Source organism: Archangium lipolyticum (assembly GCF_024623785.1).
Classification (GTDB): Bacteria; Myxococcota; Myxococcia; order Myxococcales; family Myxococcaceae; genus Archangium; species Archangium lipolyticum.
On record NZ_JANKBZ010000001.1, the window covers coordinates 294,101 to 310,536 of the forward strand.

9 protein-coding genes are annotated in these 16,436 nt (G+C 69.7%); 8 read left to right on the plus strand and 1 reads right to left on the minus strand.

Features of this window, described 5'->3' with window-relative positions:
- Positions 1-13: 13 nt before the first annotated feature.
- The 4 genes from NR810_RS01035 to NR810_RS52555 are packed head-to-tail and all read left to right on the plus strand — an operon-like array spanning position 14 to position 11,426.
- Positions 14-1,792, plus strand: a complete 1,779-nt coding sequence (locus tag NR810_RS01035; RefSeq protein WP_257446378.1) for a Kelch repeat-containing protein — start codon at positions 14-16, stop codon at positions 1,790-1,792.
- A 30-nt stretch (positions 1,793-1,822) separates the two neighbouring features.
- Positions 1,823-8,911: a hypothetical protein gene (locus NR810_RS01040; protein ID WP_257446380.1), complete on the plus strand. Its 7,089-nt coding sequence runs from the start codon at positions 1,823-1,825 to the stop codon at positions 8,909-8,911.
- A complete protein-coding gene (locus NR810_RS01045; protein WP_257446381.1) occupies positions 8,908-9,891 on the plus strand; it encodes a hypothetical protein in 984 nt (327 codons plus the stop codon). Before NR810_RS01040 ends, NR810_RS01045 begins: the two co-directional genes overlap by 4 nt.
- Positions 9,888-11,426 (plus strand): SUMF1/EgtB/PvdO family nonheme iron enzyme, encoded by a 1,539-nt coding sequence (locus tag NR810_RS52555; RefSeq protein WP_257446400.1) that lies wholly within the window; start codon positions 9,888-9,890, stop codon positions 11,424-11,426. Before NR810_RS01045 ends, NR810_RS52555 begins: the two co-directional genes overlap by 4 nt.
- Here NR810_RS52555 and NR810_RS01055 read toward each other — a convergent pair.
- Complete coding sequence (locus NR810_RS01055) at positions 11,416-12,336, minus strand: LysR family transcriptional regulator (protein ID WP_257446403.1); 921 nt, start codon at positions 12,334-12,336, stop codon at positions 11,416-11,418. The two genes, NR810_RS52555 and NR810_RS01055, sit on opposite strands and share 11 nt — an antisense overlap.
- 78 nt (positions 12,337-12,414) lie before the next feature.
- Between NR810_RS01055 and NR810_RS01060 the strand changes: the two genes are divergently transcribed.
- Genes NR810_RS01060 through NR810_RS01075 form a run of 4 tightly spaced genes read left to right on the plus strand, consistent with a single transcriptional unit; the run spans position 12,415 to position 16,259 of the window.
- Positions 12,415-13,659, plus strand: coding sequence for an acyl-CoA dehydrogenase family protein (locus tag NR810_RS01060; RefSeq protein ID WP_257446405.1), 1,245 nt, complete (start codon positions 12,415-12,417; stop codon positions 13,657-13,659).
- A complete protein-coding gene (locus tag NR810_RS01065; RefSeq protein WP_257446408.1) occupies positions 13,656-14,480 on the plus strand; it encodes an SDR family oxidoreductase in 825 nt (274 codons plus the stop codon). The genes NR810_RS01060 and NR810_RS01065 overlap by 4 nt, the downstream gene beginning before the upstream one ends.
- A gap of 13 nt (positions 14,481-14,493) precedes the next feature.
- Positions 14,494-15,567 carry a phosphotransferase family protein gene (locus NR810_RS01070; protein WP_257446411.1) on the plus strand — a complete coding sequence of 358 codons (1,074 nt, stop codon included), beginning with the start codon at positions 14,494-14,496 and terminating at the stop codon, positions 15,565-15,567.
- Complete coding sequence (locus NR810_RS01075; protein WP_257446414.1) at positions 15,567-16,259, plus strand: histidine phosphatase family protein; 693 nt, start codon at positions 15,567-15,569, stop codon at positions 16,257-16,259. The genes NR810_RS01070 and NR810_RS01075 overlap by 1 nt, the downstream gene beginning before the upstream one ends.
- Positions 16,260-16,436: the final 177 nt, after the last annotated feature.

The window sequence follows — 16,436 nt, forward strand, 5'->3', positions numbered from 1 at the left end:
AGAGGGACGACGGATGTCAGAGATCCTGCAGGATGCCGGCGGTACCACCACGAGGCCGCCCGCCATCATCGAGGGCGAGCGCGCCCATGCCCATGTGATTCCCGCCACGGATGACGGCTCGAGCGGCCCGATCGAGGTGGGCTTCCCCGTCAACTTCTTCGGGAAGTTCTACACGCACCTCTTCATCAACACGAACGGCAACGTCACCTTCGGGGAGCCCCTGTACAAGTACATGCCCGCCGGGCTGGAGGTGAAGTCCGGGCTGCCACCCATCATCGCTCCCTTCCTGGCGGACGTGGATACGCGAGCCAAGGATTCGGGGCGCATCGGGTACGGCACCGTGATGTTCGAGGGCCGCGTGGCCCTCTGCGTGAACTGGCTCTCCGTCGGCTACCACCGGGAGCGTACCGACAAGCTCAACAGCTTCCAGCTCCTGTTGGTGGACCGGGGTGACGCGGGGCTGGGCGATTTCGACATCGTCATGAACTACGACCGCCTGGAGTGGGAGTCCGGAAGCTCCACCCGAGGGACGGGAGGCCTGGGAGGGCGGACCGCGGCGGCGGGCCTCTCGGCGGGAACGGGCGATGAGCATACCTTCTTCGAGTTCCCCGGCTCCCACACCCCCGGCGCGCTGCTCGACACCCATGCGGATGGACTGTCCAACACGAGCACGAACAGCGCCGTCGAGGGACGCCACATCTTCCGGATGCGCAGGGGGAAACTCAACGTCCCGACGAAGCTGCGCGATGGCGCCCATCTCATGCCCCGCGCCGTGCGGCTGACGGATGGCCGGGTACTCGCCCTGGGCGAGTTCAATCGGGTAGCGGACGTGTTCGACCCTCGCAGTGACACCTGGACGTCCACGAAGCCCACCAACGCCAATCGCCGCCGGCATACGGCCACGTTGTTGCCGGATGGCCGTGTCCTGGTGACGGGCGGCGAGGACCAACCCAAGACCGCGGAGCTGTACAACCCGAAAGACAACGACTGGACGGCCATCGCCGACATGAGCGTGGGCCGCGTCGGGCACACGGCCACGTTGCTGGAGAGTGGAAAGGTCCTGGTGATCGGTGGCCAGGAGACCCAGAGCGACTCCTCCAAGAGGCACGCCTCCGCCGAGCTGTTCGATCCGAAGTCCGGGACCTGGACGGTCATCGCGAATGCCATGAACAGCCCCAGGAGCTGGCATACGGCCACCCTGCTGCCAGATGGGAACGTGCTGGTCACCGGTGGCGAGAACATCGACACCACCACCCATCAGACCTTCAACCTGGCCTCGGTCGAGCTGTACGACGCGAAGCTCGGGACCTGGACGCTCGTCGGCGACATGAGCACCGCCCGGCGCGCGCACACCGCCACGCTGCTGAAGTCGGGACAGGTGCTGGTCGTCGGCGGCAAGAACGCCACCTCCACCGCCTCGTACGGCTCGGCCGAGCTGTACGACCGCGAGAACAAGGTCTGGACGGCCACGGGCGGCATGGAGCTCCAGCGCTGCAACCACACCGCCACCCTGCTGGATTCCGGCCACGTGCTCGTCACCGGCGGCTACCACGCGGGCGGCGACCTGGGAGGCATCCGCAACGCGGTCGAGCTGTACGACCCCGTCACCCGGAAATGGAGCACCACCGTCCCCATGGGCGCGGATCGCGAGTTCCACGACGTGGCCCTGCTGACGGATGGCCGGTTGTTGATCGTGGGTGGTTCGAGCAACATCGGAAAGGGAACGTACGAGCTCTACTACCACCCGCTCATCAGGAGGCAGGAACCGCATCGTGGGGGATGCTGTTCGTAGAGCCACCGCACACCAGAAGGCGTACGAGCCATGTCACGGACGTTCGAACCGAGGAAGCGGAAGGCCGAGCCCGAGGAGCTCCAGGAGCGCCTCCAGCATCGTGCCGAAGCCGCCCAGCAGGAGGTGGCTTCGACGTCCGAGACCGGAACGGTGGGACCCACCAGCTCGCTGCCGCTCTTCCTGGGTGGCCAGCCGCGGGAGTCCTCCGTCCCGCTCTTCCTCGGCGGTGGGCCCCGGGAGTCCTCCGTCCCGCTCTTCCTGCGTGGCTCCGTTTCCACGCCCACCCCACCGGCTCCCGTTCCGCTCGAGGAACAAGCACCCTCGGAGGAACAGGAACCCTCGGAGGAACAGGCACCTTCGGAGGAATTGGAGCTCGAATCGGACGAGGCGCTCACCCCAGCCCCCGAGGCGCTCCCGCCACAGGCGGCAACGGGAGCGGACCTCGCCGCGCCGGAGGTCTCCACGGGCGAATCCCTCGAACCGGGCCCCGTGGTCTCCGGGACGGAGGGCCTCGCACAGGAGGGTGCGCCTTCCGGTGCCGTGGCCGGGGTGGAGAGCGAGCCCGCCGCCGAACCCGAAGCGGTGACGGACGAAGGCATGGGGACCGGGCTCACGATGGCCCAGGACTCGCCGCCACCCGAGCCGGAACGGGCCCTCGCACAGTTCCGGACCCAGGTGAGCCGGCGCGTGGAGGCCATTCCCAACCCCCACGTCAGCGGTGGACCGGGCATGGCGCGGGTCCAGCGCGAGGGAGAGCAGAGCGTCGATCGGGTGCACGTGGTGCGTGTGCGCGTGCCCGCGTCGGCCCAGCAGCAGGTGCCGCAACTCCCCACGGGCGTGCCCGCCATTCCGGCGGCGACCCCGGAGGAGCCCGTCCCCCACGCCACCTTCCTGGTCGAGCAGGCCTCGAACCGGACCCTGTCGAACCAGACACTCCCCGCGCTCCAGCTCAGCCCGCGCGGGAACATGCCCCGCCTCGGCCAGCGCCCTCTCTCCGCCGAGAGGCTCGAGCAGGTCCGGGGTGCCCTCGACGCGGGGCCTCCGGTGAGCGACCCGCGGGACGAGGCGCGCATGCAACTGCTCTCGATCCGCGAGGGGCTCCTGCAGCGGCAGGAAGTGGCGCCACAAGCCGGCCCTCCCATCATCCTCCAGCAACCGGCGCCGCCCCAGCCGGAGCCCCTGGCCGGACAGGCGCGCACCCAGGCCATCGAGGTGTTCGCCAGCCTGATGGCGGACGTGCCCACGACGGCGCGCGACATGCTCCGCGACGTCCGGTTGGCGCTCATGGGGGGAGAGCCGCCCCAGGGGCAGGAGTCGCTCGGCGAGGCCGAGATGCTTCCCGAGCTCGAGCAGAGCCTCGGCGCGCAGCTTGGCACGATCGCCACCGAGGCGGGCGTGGCGGGCCGGCAGCTCGACGAGGCCGTCCTCCTGCGGCGTGAGCAGCTCGCGGCGCAGGCCCAGCAAGCGTCATCGGACGTGAACCAGTGCGTGGCCGATCAGACCCAGTCCCTCTCTTCCGCGGGTCAGGAGCTGTCCAGCACCGTCGCCACCGAGCGGCAACGCCTCGACGCACAGGCCGACGCGGTCCAGGCGAGCCTCGCGGGTGGCACCCCCGAGGATCTCGTCCGGGTGAAGCGCGATCGCCTCCTGTCCAACGTCAACCGCATGGCCGCCCGGCAGAGCGCTCGCTACCGCCAGGCCCGGGAGACGCGCGAGGCGGAGCTCGCCCCCCGGGAGTCCGAATACACCGGCGCGTACGAGGCCGTCACCCAGCGTGACGTCTTCCAACTGCGGGAGGCGCCTCCCGCCGACCAGACCCCCGAGCAGCTCCAGGCCCTCATCCAGACCAGCGAGGACTGGGGCCGCGAGCGCCGTGACGAGGTGGTGCGCACCTTCGGTGACTTCCGCACGGCCATCCAGCGCGAGTCCCAGTCGTTCACCGAGGGCCTCGACCAGGCCGCCGAACAGGCCCGGGAGGAGATCCGCGATTGGGCCGCCACCCAGACGGGGGAGACCCGCGGCTTCTTCACGCGCCTGTTCGAGCGCTGGACGGACTGGTCCGAGCAGGCTCGCGCCAACGCCCAGGCCTGGGAGGAGCTGCGCAACCAGGAGACCGCCGCGCTCGTCGGCGAGCAGCTCGACCTGCTCACGCGGCTGCAGGATGCCGAGGCGCACGGGATTTCAGAGCAGCAGGTACTCGAGGCCAACCGCCTGACGCGGGAGCAGGAGGCCGTCGTCCGGGCCTTCTTCCACCGGGACCGGAGCCGTCCCGTCGATCCCATCGCCATCGTCGCGGCCGCGGTCCGCGCGCGGCTGCTCGCCAGCCGCCGCAGTGAGCTGGAGCAGCGGCTCCGGGCCCTCGTCCTCGAGAGGTGCTCGGTCGACCAGCTCGAGACGATCGGCAACCAGCGCGGGCCGCTCAACCCGAGCCGCGTTCGCGAGCGTGGCAACGCCATCAACCGGGCGCTCCACGGCGGCATCTTCGGCATGAACGAGACCGAGGCGGCCATGGAGCAGCTCGGCGGTCTCAACGAGTTCCAGGCGCTCGCGCTGCGCAAGTACTACAAGGATACATTCGGCGACGAGCTCGACGACGATCTGCGCTCGGAGCTCCACGAGGGGGAGTTCGACCGGGCACAGGCGCTGCTGTCCGGCCGGCAGGAGGAGGCGCTCGCGGCGCAGCTCTTCTCCGCCACACAGGAGCAGTTCCTGGGCACGAGCCTCGGCACGGACGAGGCCGCCATCTTCCGGGCCCTGCGCGGGCTCACGCGCGAGCAGCGGGACGCGGTGGAGCGCATCTATCGTGAGCGCTACCACCAGGATCTGCGCACGGACGTGCTCGAGGATCTGGGCGACTGGACCACCTCGACGACCCACGACACGGAACGGGCCACGGCGCTCTTCGAGCTCAACGTCGCCCGCGCCGACGCCATCGCGCTCGACCAGGCGCTGTACTTCGGCGGCTCGAGCCGGCGCCAGGACGCGGAGGCCGTCTACCAGCAGATCTCCCAGGACGTGCAGCAGCAGGCCCAGCGCGAGGGGTGGACCACCGCGCGGATGCAGGAGGAGATGTCGCGCCGGACCCGGGAGGTCACGCGGGAGTACGACGCCCGCTACGCGAACGAGCCCGTGCTCGTCCCGCAGCCCGACGGCAGCTACCAGCAGGTGCCGCGCGGCTCCCTCCAGCAGAGCATCGAGCGCACCACCTTCGGCGGCGAGCGCGATCTGCTCGTGGCCCTCTCGGAGGCCAACCAGTCCGCGGCCGACGCCGCTCGCATCCGCATCGAGCGCGAGTCGCTGTTCCAATCCAGCGATACGCAGATCAACAGCACGATCGAGTCCCAGTACACCCGGGCACTCGAGGACACCCGCCGGGATCTCGAGGCGGAGAGACGGGCCCTGCAGGATCCCTCGGCGGCTTCGCGGGACCGCGGCGCGGTGTCGCCCGAGGTGGCGGCGCTGGCCCGGCGGCGCGAGGATCTCCAGCGCGACCTGCGCGCACGCGCCGCCAGCGCACGGCCGCCCTGGGACGAGAACACCTACTTCCGCGAGCAGCAGCTCGTGGAACAGCAGATTGAAGGGGAGATCACCGAGCTCGCCCGCCGCCGCGCCAGCGGGTACATGACGGCGATGACCGCCGGGTACCAGCAACGGTACGGCGAGACGGTCGAACAGGTGGTTCGCGAGAACGTCCAGAACCAGATCCTCGGGTTCGGCGGCGACCGGCGCGACGAGGCCCTGACGCGGTTGCGGCAGGGCGGCTACCTGGACGCCTACCAGCAGTTCGACTTCGCCGAGCGCGCCGGAGAGGGCGATCGCATCCTGCAATCGCTCCAGAACCTGCCTCCGGACGAGCTGCAACGTGTGCGGGAGCGCTGGGAGGCGAACCATCGCGGGCGGAGCTTCGACGAGGCCGCGCTCTCGGCCGCCAGCGGCGAGCACTCGGTGGACGTGCAGGTGGCGCTGCGGGGACGGCCCCAGACCCTGGACGAGCTCGTTGCGCAGGAGTCCATGCGCGTCCAGCTGCAGCGCGACTCCGGCGTGCTCACCGGGTGGGTGGCCGATCCCGAGCGCGCGACGATGGAGCACCGCCTCCAGCAGCTGCGCGAGCAGCGCGAGCGGCTGAGGGATCCACGGTTGCGCGAGGATCCGGACCGGATGCTCGCCGCCATCGGCGAGACGCGTGTGCACGCGGAGGTCGTCCAGCAGGCGGCGCAGGATCATCGGGAGGCCGTGGCGTCCGTCACGGAGTCCATCGCGAACGCCGCGTCCATCGCCGTGGCGGTCGTCGTCGGGGCGGTGGGCGCCATCTTCACGGGAGGAGCGTCGGCGGCGGTGGCGCTGGCCATCATCGCCTCGCTGGCCTCCACGGCCACCTCCATGGGGACGCGGGCCCTCTTCATGGGGCGGGCCTACGGCCGCCAGCAGATGTACACGGACATGGCGGTCGGCGTCGTCGACGCGGTGGTGGCGGCGCTCACGGCCGGGATGGGCAACCGGTTGCTGGGCATCCGCCAGGTCGCCACCAGCGTGGCCGAGCGGCAGGTGGCGCAGCAGGCCCAGCGCCAGATCCTCGCCCGGATGCGCGACTTCACGGTCCGGCAGATGTCGCGGCTGGGGGATGTGGGGCGTCTCACCCGGTCGGTGCACGCCATCGAGTTCCTCGAGCGGATGGCCGCGCAGGAGGCGAGCTGGTACAGCCGCCTGGCCGCCCACGCCATCTCGCAGACCGTCGAGAACGTGGTACAGGCGGTTCCCAGCGCGGTGGTGGGCAGCGCGCTCGAGAGCCGCAACTGGGAGGGCGGCAACCCGCTCCTCAACATCCTGGGCTCCAGCGGAGAGCAGGTCCTCCACGGCGCGGTCATGGGGCTCGCCATGAGCGGGGCACACGCCTCGGCGGGCCACGTGTGGGGCTTCATCCGCGGGCCGAGGCTGGGCGTCGACACCCACCCGATGCCACCCGAGCGGCTCACCGGCGAACAGCGGCAGGCGCACCTGCGCGAATACCTGGAGATGCACCCGGGCCGCACCGAGGCGGACTTCGACGCCACCGTCGCGCGCGAGCACGCCCAGGCCCTGGCCGACTACGAGCAGGCGCGCACCTACCGCGAGAGCGTACAGGGCGAGGTATCCGACAGCCTGCGCGCCGGGGGGCACCCGGACGTCTCGGATGTCCCCGTCACGGTGCTCGGGCCCATCGAGTTCCAGCGGCTACGCGCCTCGGGTGACGCGACGATGTCGCCGGACGGGCACGCGGCCATCGTGGTGCGCGACGGGCAGGCGCACGTCGTCATGCGGGCGGGCGCCGACCCCGCCTCCGTCCGGGAGCTGGTCTCGCATCTGGCCGAGCGGGTGGAGCCCGGCACGCACGGAAGGACGAAGAACCCCGCCGAGGCGCTGCCGCGCGACCTGCGCAACCGCGTCCCCATCGAGGTGAACCCCAAGCTCACGGGAGAGACCGTCCAGGTCCACTACATCGAGCACGATGGGCTCATCGTCGGCACGTGGATCGAGATCGGACCGAACGCGCGCGCCATCGACATCGAGATGCACGCCGACACGGCCCGGGCGATGCGCCGGCTGCAGGGCGCGAGCGGGCGCGTCCTGCGGCTCAAGGACCGGCTCGGCACCTGGTTCGGCCTTCACGGAGAGAAAGCGGGCCCCGGCACGACGGCGTTCGAGGCCCGGCTCGAGGTGGAGAAGCTCCCGCGCATCATCCAGGAACGGGCGGCCGCGCTCCAACGGGCGGGCGGCATCGACACCCCCGAGGGCCAGCACATCGCCATCGAGATGGCCATGCTGCAGGACCAGCTCACCCATTTCGAGCAGGTGGTCCGGTCCATGGAGCTCGAGCCCGGCGTCGGCTACGTCGCGGCCAAGAAGCCCGTTCCCGCCGACTATCCGTCCGAGGAAGGCCAGCACTGGTTCTGGAGGCGCTCGAATGGCGAGTGGCATCCGGTCCAACGCGCTGACGCTCCGAAACCGGGTGAGCACCAGAGATGGACGCGGGTCGAGGTCGAAGTGGACGGACAGAAGCGGCATGAAGTCCGGTTGCTCGACGAGCGGCAACCCTTCGGCTACCCCCCGCTCGATTGGGACAAGTGGCGCTACAGCCGCCGTGCGGATGGCTCGGTCACCATCGAGCGGGCACCCGGATACAGCGGTGAACAAGGAGTCAAGCTCAGGCTGGATCCCTTGGAGAAACCGGAGGGGGACATCCGGTGGGGCTTGCGGCAGGAGACGGTCGAGCGCCGGACGTTGGCCGATCGCCAGAAAGCGGCGGCCCAGCGCGACGCGGCGAACCCGACCGTTCGCAAGGGCTTCCAGCCGCTGGAAGACGTCATCAACGAAGGCGTTCTCGGACCAGACGGCAAGCCACGTCAGTTCTCGGATGGCGAAGCGGGCCAGCTCCGGGACTGGGTCACGGTGATGAACCGGATGGGCCTCTCCAAGGAGCAGGTGAAGAGCATCCTCGACGACCTGGCCCCCGGTTATACCGATTCCGCCTACGGCAACTTCGTACGCCGGATGCGCCGCGAGATGCTCCAGTTCGTGCGCCAGCAGGACAACCCGATGGCTGTGCTGCGGGAGTTCGTGGTTCATGAGCGGGACGCGACCGGGAATGTCACCCGGGCGCGGCTGGTCCCCGACAGCTCGACGGCGGGAACACTCTTCCGCGAATACCGCGAGGCCCTGATGGGCCTGGGTGCCGACCCGGTCACGGGCGAGCCACGGCCTTCGACGATTCCCGGCCTCCAGGCCATCAAGGAGTCCGCGGTGCTCCCGGACGGCACGCAGGCCGACGGTGTCGTGCTCATCTCCAGAAACCAGCGAGGAGGTCCTTCCGGAGGCCCGGACTCGAAGTACCTGGTGGAGGACAAGGCGGGCCGCCATCCCTACGATCCCCAGCAGGCTCTTGCCTACTCGAATAAGGTGGTCAACGGCACCATCTCGACGAAGTCAGGCACCTACCAGGGTCTCATCTACGTCTTCGAGAACCATGAAGCCGCGCAGAGCGCCCTCAACCACATGACCGAAAACAAGATCAGCGACCGCATCTTCATCGCGTACTTCGATGGTGAAGGGAACTTCACCTGGCTGGATAGGAGCATGGAATGATTCCAGACGGCCTCATGTTGCACGCGTCGCTGGAACGGGAACGCATGGCGGACGTGGTCGAGACCTGCCTCGCGGCAATCGCCGACGCCGGCGCCGGTCCCATTGTCGCCTGGGCGAGCCCGCAGAGCGCCGCACGGCAGACAATGGAGGAGTGGCCAGCGGCCCTGACGCGGATGCGCTCGCAGCAGCCGCAGAGCGTGCGGGTCGTGCTCTCGGGGGAGAAGCGGGAGGCGATGATCTACAATAATGAGTCTCCCTGGGGCGTGAAGATCGACTTCAACGTGGGAAGTAGCAGGGCTTCCGAATTCGGGGGCCGTCTGGCCGCGCTCGCGGACATCGCCCACCAGCTCTTGCGCCGAGGCGGCATCAAGACGCTCTCGGTGCGCAGGCAGGGAGGTGGCGCGGAGTGTCTCCCTGAAGTCCCCATCGCCAAGACTGATCGCCACGTCGTGGTGACCACGGAGCGCGAGGTCGCCGCCGAGTATGAGGATCCCCAGGCGTTCTGGGCCGCCTGGGACAGACGCGAACAGGTGGGGGAGCAGGTGCTGCTGTTCAGGGCCATGAACGCCTCCGACAACGTCTCCTACCTGCGCGCTGTGCTGGAACACCAGGCCACGATGGCTCGCGCCGCCAGGCCCCAGCGCACGCGCTACTTCTCGCCGCGCATCCGGCCCGAGGAGCGCCCCCTCTACTCCGCGGGGGAGCCACGCCTGCTGCCCGTCGGCTACGAGGCCACGTCACGCACGGTGGAGTACTCGTGCCTGGTGGAGCCGGACGAGCACATCCACCTCTGGGAAATCAACGCGCTCAGCGATCAGATCCAGGACAAGAAGCTGGCCGACGGCCGGCAGATCGACACGGTGCGCGTCGTCTTCTTCGACAAGCAGATGGCGATGCGCGAGAAGAGACCGCTGCTGGACGTGGGAGCGCGAGTCTTCTTCCAGAAGGACGCCACCCAGACGGAAGAGGTCCTGGAGTGACGCTCCACTGGCCCGCGGAGCGAAGCCCTCGAGCGGCCGTGGTCGTCCTCGCTCCCGAGGCGCGGTTGGCGGCACTCGAGGCACTGCTCGCATCCGAGGGCTGGACGCGAGAGCCCGACCGCGCCGCGATGAACGCGGGACAGTCCGAGCCGGTGTTCGTGAGCTGGTCTCTGCCCGAGCGTGATGGCGAGATCGACTACACCTTCGAACCCGAGACGGGGGTCCGGTTCCTGGAGGTGCGTGGCCCCGACGCGCTGGCTCACGCCGATGCACTCGGGCGCAACCTGCCGGCCGTCACCCGCTCCGGCGTGGAGCGGTTGCTCCGGGCCACGGCGCCTGACGAGGTGCGCCAGGGCCTCAGGATGGCGGGCCTCCTACGCGACGGCAGCCTGGCGCGGGGAGTGCTCGCTCAGCTCGAACATGCCGACCCCTCGGTGCGCGAGCTCGCGCGGGAGATCCTCGAGCACGCGCTCACGGAGATGGCCCCCGCGCGCGGAGGAATGGACGACGCCCTGGCGCTCTTCCTCGCCACGCCGGACCCTCGCACCCGCAGACAGATACTGCGCTGGCTCGGGAAGGACCACCCGGCGTTGACGGCCAGGATCGAACAGGTACTCGAAGCCGCGCTCGAGGATCCAGACTGGGAGGTGCGCGCCACGGCGTTGCTCCTCACCGGCCGCTACGGTGCCCGCCGTCTTGCGGGCGGCGTGCGGAGCTGCAGGCTCTCCAACGAGGGAGGGCTCGGGCCCACGCGCCACGATGCTCCCCTGTTCGAGACGGCGCGCCGGGCGGTGCTGCACCTCCTCGCGGGCCAACCTCTGCCGTCCGAGTCCGCGGTGACGTTGCCCGCTCAACGCGAGCAGCTCCAGGTGGCCCGCTGCATCCTCGGGAACCCGGTCGCTCGAGACCATGTGTTCCTGCTCTTCCAGGCCCTCACCGAGCCTTTGCCACCAACGCCCGCCGGTCCGCCGCCGCCCCCCCTGCCCCGGACCCTCCTGGCCACGCCAGAGGGCTACCGGTTCGAGCCGCTGGCGCTGCCCCTGGCATGGGTTCCTCCCCTCCCCCACTGGCTGGGCGACGAACAGCCCGGCATGGCCGTCCCGAATCCCATCCGGCGCGTCACTCCCCCGGCGGGCTTCCTGATCACGGCGACATGGTTTTCGCCTCCGCAACAGGAGGGGCCGTTCCACCTCACCTTCGAGCAGGCGGAAACCTGGGCCGCCACGCTGAGCCAGAGGTTCGGCGTGCGCTTCCGGTTGCCGACCGCCGATGAGTGGGAGATGGCGGCGCGCGGTCCGGACGGGCGCCTGTTCCCCTGGGGAAACGGGATGGAGTCATCGCCCGGAGCCACGTCCCCCTGGGGATGCGGAGACCTCTTCCGTTTCGGGGGTGAATGGACCCGCGCGGTGACGGAAGCGGGTGGGCCCGTGGTCTGCGGGAGCTCCCGCCGGGGTTGTGCATGGCGCGCCCAGGTGGAACCGACCCGGACGGGCGTGGGCGTTCGCTTCGTCGTCGAGCGCTCCGTCAGCCTCTGAGCAGCCCTCTCGCAAGGGCCAGGAACTCCGAGCGCAGCCACTGGTTGCGTGGCTCACCATCCACCTGTCGGTGCCAGTAGAGGTGGATTTCCACCGGAGGGAGTATCACTGGCATCGGCAGGAGCCGGATGCCAAGGGTGGCGCTGAGCGCCTCCGCCTGGCGCCGTGGAATCGTGAGGAGCAGGTCCGAGTCAGCGACGACGCGGCACGCCGCCTCGTAGTGCTGGCAGCGCAAGGCGATCTCGCGCTGGTAACCCAGACGGCTGAGCACCAGATCCTCGAGGGTCAGGCCCGTGCGCCGTGAGGACACGGTGACGTGCCGGGCGGCCAGATAGGCCGATACATCCAGCTTCCTCCGCCGCGCGCTCACCACGCAGAAGGTGTCTCGCAGCAGCGGCGTGTGGTGCAGGTCGGCGCCGGTCGACTGCGCCACGTCGATGGCCAGGTCCAGTCTCCCCGACGCCAGATCCCTCTCCAGCCCGGCCCGGTCGAGCCGTACGCTCGCGATCCGGACCTGCGGGGCGCTCTCGCGCAGGCGCGTGACGAGCTGCGGCAGGAGCGACGGTTCGAGCACATCGTTCATCGCGACGGTGACCTGGACGACATCGCGCCGGGCGTCGAAGTGACGGGTGCGATGCACGGCCTGCTGGAGCAGGGCGAGCGCCTCCAGGATCCCAGGTGCCAGGCGCTCGGCGAGCGGGGTGGGCACCACACCGCGCCCCTGGCGGACGAAGAGCGGATCGTCCAGTTGCTCGCGCAGGCGCGCCAGGGCGTGGCTCACCGCCGACTGGCTGAGGAACAGGATCTCCGCGGCCCGCGTGAGGTTCCGCTCCCGGTAGATGACGTCGAACACCCGGAAGAGGTTGAGGTCGAGCTGGGCCAGCCACCCCGATTCATGAGCCTCGTTCATGGCAACACATGACCAACATTCACTGGCTTCATCAAGGCCCTCGACCGCAGGATCGCCGCCGTACCGAAGGGGCCCCTCATGAACTTCGAGCCGAGTGACCGTTCCAAGCAGTACCGCGAGCGCGTGCAGCGCTTCATCCGCGACCACATCCAGCCGGTGGAGGCGCAGTATTGGGCGCAGGTCCGCGCGGCGGACCATGGCGGCGACTGGCGGCGCTGGAAGGTGCCCTCCCTCATGGAGGAGCTCAAGGCGCGTGCCCGGGCGGAAGGCCTGTGGAACCTGTTCCTTCCCGACCCGAAGCTCGGCGCCGGCCTCAGCACCCTGGAGTACGCGCCCATCGCCGAGGAGATGGGGCGCAGCTTCATGGCGCCGGAGGTCTTCAACTGCAACGCCCCGGACACCGGCAACATGGAGGTGCTCTGGAAGTATGGCTCCGAGGAGCAGAAGGCCCGCTGGCTCACGCCGCTGCTCGCCGGGGAGATCCGCTCCGTCTTCTGCATGACCGAGCCCGATGTGGCCTCCTCGGACGCCACCAACATGCAGGCCACCGTCGTCGTCGAGGGCGATCAGGTGGTGCTCAACGGGAAGAAGTGGTGGTCGAGCGGCCTCGGCAACCCCCGGGCCCGGATCGCCATCTTCATGGCCCGTACACCCGATTCGGCGGCGGACCGCCACCACCAGCACTCGATGGTGCTGGTGCCTCTGGACGCTCCCGGTGTCGAGATCCAGCGCATGCTCCCGGTGTACGGCGACTACGACGCGCCCCACGGCCACGGCGAGGTGCACTTCCACGACGTGCGGGTACCTCTCGCCAACGTCATCGGGGGCCCCGGCATGGGCTTCGAGATCGCCCAGGGACGTCTCGGCCCCGGCCGCATCCACCACTGCATGCGCTGCATCGGCGCCGCGGAGCAGGCGCTCGATCTGATGATCGACCGCGGCATGAAGCGCACCGCCTTCGGCAAGCCCCTGCTCAACCTCGGCGGCAACCGCGAGCGCGTCGCCGAGGCCCGCATCGCGATCGACCAGGCCCGCCTGCTCACCCTCTACGCCGCCTGGAAGCTGGACGAGCTGGGCGCCCTGGGCGCGATGAACGAGATCTCCGCCATCAAGGTCGTCGCCCCCAACGTGCTCCAGAAAGTCGTGGATGACGCCATCCAGATCCACGGCGGGGCCGGAGTGTCCCAGGACACGCCGCTCTCGGGCTTCTTCGCCCAGGCGCGCAGTCTGCGGCTGGCGGACGGACCGGACGAGGTGCACAAGGGCGTCATCGCCCGCATCGAGCTCGCCCGGCGCGGGTTCTCCAGGAGCCGCGAGTCATGAGCACCCGGCGCATCTTCATCACCGGCGGCGCCAGCGGGCTCGGGCGCGCCATCGCCCTGCGCTTCGCCCGGGCGGGCTGGCGGGTCTGCGTCGCCGACGTCAACGACGCGCGCGGGGCGGAGACCGTGGCGGCCCTCACGGTCCTCACCTCCCACGCCCACTATCTCCGCTGTGATGTGACGCGCGAGGAGGATCTGCGCGCGGCCTCCGAGTGGCTCGCCGCGAACTGGGGCGGCGTCGACGTGGTGGTCAACAACGCGGGCGTCGCCCAGGCCGGCGCGATCGAGGATGTCGAGCTCTCCGACTGGCAATGGATCCTCGACATCAACCTCCTGGGTGTCGTGCGCGGCTGCAAGGTCTTCACGCCGATGTTCAAGCGTCAGGGCCACGGGCACTTCGTCAACGTGGCCTCCATGGCCGGCCTGCTCGATGTGCCGAAGATGAGCAGCTACAACGCGTCCAAGGCCGCCGTCGTCTCGCTGTCCGAGACGCTCCAGAACGAGCTCGCCGATGACCACATCGGTGTCAGCGTCGTCTGCCCCTCCTTCTTCAAGACCAACCTCGCCGAGTCCATGCGCACCTCCGACCCCGGGCTGCGCAAGGCCATGGGCAAGCTGCTCGATCGCTCGCCCATCACCGCGGACGACATCGCCGGCCAGGTCTTCCAGGCGGTCGAGAAGCGCGGTTTCTACGTCCTCCCCCACCGGGAGGGCCGTCAGGCCTGGCTGATGAAGCGGCTCCTGCCGCGCGGGCTCTATGCCTCGTTCATGCAGAAGCGCACCCGCAGGATGCGCGGCCACGTCGAGGCCCCGCGGACCTGAGCGACGAGGACCCATGTCATCCACCATTCCCCTCGACGAGGCCAGGGCCGTCCGCACGGGCGAGGAGCTCGATGTTCCCGCCGTGGACGCCTGGCTCAAGACCCAGGTGCCGGCGCTGGAAGGCACTCCCAAGGTCACCCAGTACGCGGGCGGCGCCTCCAACTGGACCTACCGCCTCGAGTACGCCAACCGCGACCTCATCCTGCGCCGCCCTCCCGCCGGCACCAAGGCGAAGTCGGCGCACGACATGGCTCGCGAGTTCACGGTGCAGAAGGCACTCAAGCCCTCCTACCCCACCGTGCCCACCATGGTCGGGCTCTGTCAGGACCCCGCCGTCATCGGCGCCGAGTTCTACGTGATGGAGCGCATCCCCGGCCTCATCCCCCGCTCGCGCCTGCCCCCCGGGTTGCGCCTGGACGCGGCCCAGACCCGGCGGCTGTGCCTCAACGTCATCGACAAGCTCATCGAGCTGCACCGGGTGGATTACAAGGCCGTGGGGCTCGAGTCGCTCGGCAAGGGAACCGGCTACCCCCGGCGGCAGATCGAGGGCTGGTCGGACCGTTATGAGAAGGCGCGCACCTGGAATGTCCCCAGCTTCCGGTACGTGCGCGACTGGCTCGAGGCCAACACCCCCGACGACATCGCCACCTGCGTCATCCACAACGACTGGCGCTTCGACAACGTGGTGCTCGACCCGGAGGGCCCCACCGAGGTCATCGGCGTGCTCGACTGGGAGATGGCCACCCTGGGCGACCCGCTGATGGACCTCGGCAACACCCTCGCCTACTGGGTGCACGCGGACGACAACTTCTTGATGCGCATGACCCGCCGTCAACCCACCCACCTGCCCGGCATGCTCCGGCGCGAGGAGGTCGTCGCCTACTACCTCGAGCGCACCGGGTTGAAGCCCGCGAGCTGGACCTTCTACGAGGTCTACGGCCTGTTCCGCCTCGCCGTCATCGCCCAGCAGATCTACTACCGCTACCACCACAAGCAGACGCGCAACCCCGCCTTCAAGAACTTCTGGATCCTCGTCAACTCCTTCGACTGGCGCTGCCGGAGCATCATCAAGAAGGGGGGCCGCTGATGGGTGCCGTGTACCTCGTCCGCCATGGACAGGCCTCCTTCGGCGCGGCGGACTACGACGCGCTCTCGGACGCAGGGCTCGAACAGGCACGGGTGCTCGGCGAGGCGCTGCGCACGCGCGTTCCCGAGGTCGACGCCGTCTTCACCGGCACGCTGAAGCGCCACGCGCAGACGGCGGAGGGGTGCCTCTCCTCGATGGGCCTCTCCCTCGTCCCCCAGCGGCTGGCCGGGTTCGATGAGTTCGACCACGAGGAGATCATCGCCCGCTTCGAGCCCCGCTTCGCCGACCACGCCCGGATGGTGGAGGCGATCAGCACGGCGCCGGATCCCCGCCGGGCCTTCCAGGAGATGTTCACGCAGGCCGTCGCGCGCTGGACCGCGGGAGGACACGACGCCGAGTACACGGAGCCCTGGTCCTCCTTCCAGGCGCGCTGCCTGGGGGCCCTCGAGGAGCTCACCCGGCGGCTCGGGTCCAGCAAGACCGCGATCGTCTTCACCTCCGGCGGGCCCATCACCGCCATCTGCCGGGAGTTGCTGCAGATCCCCGTGAGCCACGCGTTCCGCCTCAACTGGACGCTCGCCAACTGCGGCATCACCAAGGTCATCTACAGCGAGCGGGGCCGCTACCTCTCCACGCTCAACGAGCACGGCCACTTCGAGGGCTCGCGGCGCGCGCTCATCACCTACCGGTAGCCAGCTCCGGGCTCCCGGCACGCGCGCGGCGACATGTCGGAGCACCCGGCTGACACGTCGGCCCGAGTGTCAGCGGGGACCCCGCCTGTCAGCACCCGTCCGAACACCTCTCTTCTCGCGGGGTTCCGCATGGTACGGGGTTGGTCCGGCCCGTGCATGACGAGGCTTCAGTGATGG

Bases quoted from the DNA above. Each gene is read 5' to 3' on its own strand.
- NR810_RS01060 (WP_257446405.1), top strand. From the start codon at position 12,415: ATGAACTTCGAGCCGAGTGACCGTTCCAAGCAGTACCGCGAGCGCGTG.
- NR810_RS01040 (WP_257446380.1), top strand. From the start codon at position 1,823: ATGTCACGGACGTTCGAACCGAGGAAGCGGAAGGCCGAGCCCGAGGAG.
- NR810_RS01065 (WP_257446408.1), top strand. From the start codon at position 13,656: ATGAGCACCCGGCGCATCTTCATCACCGGCGGCGCCAGCGGGCTCGGG.
- NR810_RS01075 (WP_257446414.1), top strand. From the start codon at position 15,567: ATGGGTGCCGTGTACCTCGTCCGCCATGGACAGGCCTCCTTCGGCGCG.
- NR810_RS01035 (WP_257446378.1), top strand. From the start codon at position 14: ATGTCAGAGATCCTGCAGGATGCCGGCGGTACCACCACGAGGCCGCCC.
- NR810_RS01055 (WP_257446403.1), bottom strand. From the start codon at position 12,336: ATGAACGAGGCTCATGAATCGGGGTGGCTGGCCCAGCTCGACCTCAAC.
- NR810_RS01045 (WP_257446381.1), top strand. From the start codon at position 8,908: ATGATTCCAGACGGCCTCATGTTGCACGCGTCGCTGGAACGGGAACGC.
- NR810_RS01070 (WP_257446411.1), top strand. From the start codon at position 14,494: ATGTCATCCACCATTCCCCTCGACGAGGCCAGGGCCGTCCGCACGGGC.